4 protein-coding genes are annotated in these 4291 nt (G+C 59.4%); 1 reads left to right on the top strand and 3 read right to left on the bottom strand.

Annotation, left to right across the window (positions count from 1 at the left end; translation table 11 throughout):
• The coding region (locus tag EOA32_RS39390) for a hypothetical protein (RefSeq protein WP_210214875.1) at positions 1 to 444 on the top strand (444 nt) is incomplete at its 5' end.
• Between the two features lie 68 nt (positions 445 to 512).
• Here EOA32_RS39390 and EOA32_RS33895 read toward each other — a convergent pair.
• The 3 genes from EOA32_RS33895 to EOA32_RS33880 form a co-directional block, all read right to left on the bottom strand.
• Complete coding sequence (locus tag EOA32_RS33895) at positions 513 to 932, bottom strand: hypothetical protein (protein WP_128374043.1); 420 nt, start codon at positions 930 to 932, stop codon at positions 513 to 515.
• Positions 933 to 1447: 515 nt separating this feature from the next.
• Entirely contained in the window at positions 1448 to 1759 is a 312-nt protein-coding gene (locus EOA32_RS33890) for a hypothetical protein (protein ID WP_128374042.1), read from the bottom strand.
• Between the two features lie 1431 nt (positions 1760 to 3190).
• Positions 3191 to 4291 (bottom strand): tetratricopeptide repeat protein (locus EOA32_RS33880; RefSeq protein ID WP_128374041.1); only part of this gene is annotated, 1101 nt, incomplete at its 5' end.

Here is a 4291-nt window from a genome sequence, read left to right as displayed (position 1 = left end):
TATCCGATGGTTGCGCCGAGGTGTTGCGGCCCAACAGTCGGCACTCGCGAATCCTGGAGGTTCGGGCGCAAGGCATCCGCTGCGCCGACTACCAAGGTTGCGTCGTGGCCCGGGAACACCGCTTACGCAGTAGACCATATCCCGCCGAGAAAACCGATCGGACCGAGCACCCTTCCCAGCGTCTGCCCTCCAAAGTTCGCTGCCACGTTCGCAATCGGGACACCGATGCTAAACACAAGACAGAAGTACGCCACCATTAACAAGGGCGCGGGCCAAATCTGGCCCTTTTTCGTCGCCCAGGGGCGGCTGATCCAAGCGCTGACAGCAATGATCACAGCGATGGCACAGGCCGACAAGGCTCCCGATTTGACAACCATATCAGCGATCGGCGATGCCACTTTGTACCTCATACACTGGGCCGCCGAGGATACCATGGCCCGTTGAGCACAAGTACAGCGAGAAACAGATCAGCCTAGGTTGCCAACTGTCCATCTGCTCTGCCAATAAGGGAGCTAAGACGGCTGACGATCTGGTCGGGCGATCACCCAAAACAGCATCCCGACGATGGCTCCCAGCACGCCGCCGGGCCACAAAACACCTTTGAGAGAACGCAGATCGGTCACTGCGAATTGGACGCCCGCAAAGCCCTGATCCAGCGAAAGCGGAAACAGGACGGAGAACACCAGCCACATAATGGCACCAATCACGTAGCCTGCTATGCCCGCGATCCAGAAGGCCGTGAGACCTCTCGCGCCCAAGAAGAAATAAACGGGCATCCCCAGCGCGAGCGTCCCCGCGTAGCTCAATAATGCTGCGATGACCATCGCCGTTAGGATCCATCCCACCGCGAGATGGCCCGACAATAACCAGGGCAGCATCAACAACGGAACTGCCAAAGGTGCAGTGAAGAATGCGACTGCGCTGCGCTGCATCAGTGCCTCACTTTGCCGATGATCCCTTGGATCTGGCTCAGCCATTGATCGTGACGACTAGCGCAATTGCTGGTCGTGCGGATCATTCTCATGAATCCTTACCGCGTGCGAAGACACCTTCCCGAACATCCGCAAGCCCTCGATCCGGGTAGCCGAAGTTCCTGTTGCCCTTGATCATCAATACCGCAAGTGCGCGCCGAGCATAGACGTGATTTGCATCGGCCGCCCGGCCGCAGCGTGGGCATCTGCGGCACACACCGTCGGGTTCGCTGATTACGCTAGTCTAAAGACTTTCCTGCAATCCATCTGCTCTGATGGAATTCGATGCCTTGGAGCTCGTGCTCGCGCTAATATGGGGCTTTTTTGGTGGGCTTCGTCGGCTGGGGAGCGTACCCTCGCCTCCCCGTCCCAAAGCCAGATGGTTGCTGCAGCCTGCCAGATCAAAGGTATTGGCGTATGTGGCCCATTGCAGGCCTTCATGTCTTGCGTCGCCCAATTCCCGGAGAATGGCGCGCTCAGTCCGGTTTCCTGGGTTTTAGGCGGGCGATCAGGCAAAAGGTCGATGCGGTCAGTCCGCCCAGTACACCAAAAATAGCGGGCAGGATCAGGACCTCCGACAAGGTAGGCGTATAGCCCGGTTGATCCACAAGCCGTCGAAAGAATGCGAAGCCGCCCACCGCTCCTGCCACCGACGCCCAGACAATGCAGTTCCACGTCGTCAGCTTATTTGCAAAGTAGAGGACAGCAACAAGCGACACGCCGAGACCGATGCTGACGGGATAGGCGAGTGCCACCAACGAGACAGTGCTGAGCAGATGCTTCTCCATGTGTCCCGGGCCAGAGTACGGATATCCTGATCCGAGAAGCATGCTCACGCTATAGATCAATGGCCCGGTCGCGGGGGCCAGCAAAATTGCCAGCACAATTCGCCAGGGTCGCATTAGCCAGCTGCTCCAATCTCTAATCGTCCGTCTCTTTCGCGATGTTATCGCCCATGAACGAACAAGATCCTACATCGTCCAAAGGCACCAGGGGAAACAAAGTCATTCACGGCTTGCGGCCACGAAGGAACGAGCCGCCTGTTTGAAGCTGGGTTCACAATTGAACTGGTAGCGCTGGTTACTGGCACAAAGATTGGAAGATGCTGCGCCTCTGCACACATTTGAAGCCCGAGATGCGTCACGCTATCCATGCGGCGAAGGTTGCATAGTTCAGGACAGCGGGGGGCGGGCTGCGCTGAGCGCGATGAAGTGCAACTGAGGGCTGGGGCGTAAACTCATAAAGGCGAGAACCGATGGCGGGCGGCGGCTGAGTGATATAGCTTGATCGGATGCGATCACATTTAGAGTTTCGCTCGACCGCATTGTCTGACGAGCCAGTTAGAGGGACCGCACCGAAAGGCGAGTTTTGCTCTGCTGCTAGCGGCAGAACTACCGAAGCGCGGATATCAGGTCGAACGCGTTTATCCGGAAGATTGGGGCTGGTGCGTGGAGATCGCGAACCGATCGTTCCCACTTTGGATCGGCTGCGGCCATTACGAGGAATATGCGAATGGCCATCTCTGCTTTATTGAACCGTCTCAGCCATATATTCGGCGCTGATTGAAGCGGATATCTACTTCCGAAGTAGTCGAGCAACTTGCGACCGCAATCGAGGACGCTCTTCGTCGCAACGGCGACGTCATTGGTCTTCGATGGTGGACGGAAGCGGAGGTGGCGAGAGGTTGAATTTGATCGTCGATGTCTCTGCCCATACAGTACTTTAGAATTTCTCATGTCTGGCGGGGTACTCGCTAACGGTGTGTCCGCGGGCCTGCCTACCCACGCATTGCAAGGTCCAGCTTCTGGCGCGCCCTGCTCAAAGTTTACAAAGGTCTGCTCTTCACGCAGAGCCCACGTAGCCCGAACGGCCGGAATGGGGCGCAAAGCAGCCCTTCGCTAGTGGTGATCAGAACGGCGTTAGCAGTCTAAAAAGGGACCGGCCGCGGACGGTCGGCAGTCGGGATAGCTCGGCTAGAAAGGCCCGGTTGCATCGGGCATAGTGCCGACCGCATTTCGCCAGAGGGCGCGACAGATAGTTAGGTGCACAAGACCCCTGGTCGGAGCATCGACCCGGCCACAGCCGGGTTCCTGTCGAGGAGATCAGACAGCTATCGACAAGCGCAGGAGCTTTTGGGGGCGATAGCCCCACAAGGCTGTGGGTCATAAGCGACCCCGAGCTCCCGTCGAATCGCCCACCGAGACTCCTGCGGTGTTAAGCTACTCCGGCAATCCGGCTGCCCGTAGCGCGCTGCCGAGAGCCTCCGCGAGCGCGGGCGCGCAATTGACACCGGCAAATTGGCGGCTGTAGCGGAAGCCCGGCTGAAGCTCGATAACGCGAGCAGCCGCTGCCTTCGCTTCGTCTAACCGGCCAAGTTTGGCCAGCGCGGCGGCCAGCTGCACATAGGTGATACTGTGTGCCGGATTGGCTTGGACGGATTTGTAGGCGGCACGGCAAGCCTCTTCGTAGCGGCCGCGCAGCAAATGGCTCATCGCCTGCGCGTCAAATGCGGCCCAGGCCCACGAATCGAAGGGACTCAGCCGCAAACCCTGCTGGCTCCATTCTATCGCTCGCTCCGCTTCGCCGCTCCACCCGAAAACGACGCTGCCAAGGATGTAGGTCAGGGCCGATGACGGGCTGATGGCGAGGGCGGCTTCCAATGCCGCGAATGCAGCGGCGCGATCATGCGCATCCATTCCGATCGAAAAACCCGCCCACGTCAGGGCGAGAGCATCATCCTGCCCGTGAACGATGGCCGACCGCGCGTGACGGATCGAATACGAGCGGTTGATCTCCTGCAGGCCGGCGCGAAGGAACAGGCAGTGATGGCACATCGCGGCGTTGCCATGCGCCAGCGCATAGCCAGGTTCGAGCGCGATCGCACGCTCGAGAAGGACAAGCGCTCTGGTCACTTGCTCCGGCATGCCTGAATCGACGTCAGGCTGGGCCTGTAGCACGAGATCGTAGGCATCGAGGCTATCGGGGCGTTTGCGCCTGACACGTTCGATTTCGGCCTTCCGCACGCTTGGAGCAATCGCGCCCACTGCCGCCAGCGCGATCTCGTCTTGAAGCGCGAAGATGTCGTCGGAGCTGCGATCATAGCGCTCAGCCCAGACATGGGCGCCGGTCGAAGCATCGATCATCTGCGCGGTAACCCGCACGCTACGGGCCGCCTTGCGCACACTGCCTTCGAGCACATAGCGAACGCCAAGCTCGCGGCCGACCTGCTTCACGTCGACGGCGCGACCCTTGTACGAGAAAGTCGAGTTTCGCGCGATGACGAACAGCCATTTGATGCGCGCAAGGCCTGTGACGATGTC

This window comes from Mesorhizobium sp. M1A.F.Ca.ET.072.01.1.1, assembly GCF_004023325.1.
Classification (GTDB): Bacteria; Pseudomonadota; Alphaproteobacteria; order Rhizobiales; family Rhizobiaceae; genus Mesorhizobium.
The sequence above is the reverse complement of the archived record's forward strand: the minus strand, read 5'-3'. Positions and strand labels throughout refer to the sequence as shown.

Coding starts and splice junctions, on each gene's coding strand:
- EOA32_RS33895 (WP_128374043.1), bottom strand. CDS start 932: ATGCAGCGCAGCGCAGTCGCATTCTTCACTGCACCTTTGGCAGTTCCG.
- EOA32_RS33890 (WP_128374042.1), bottom strand. CDS start 1,759: ATGGAGAAGCATCTGCTCAGCACTGTCTCGTTGGTGGCACTCGCCTAT.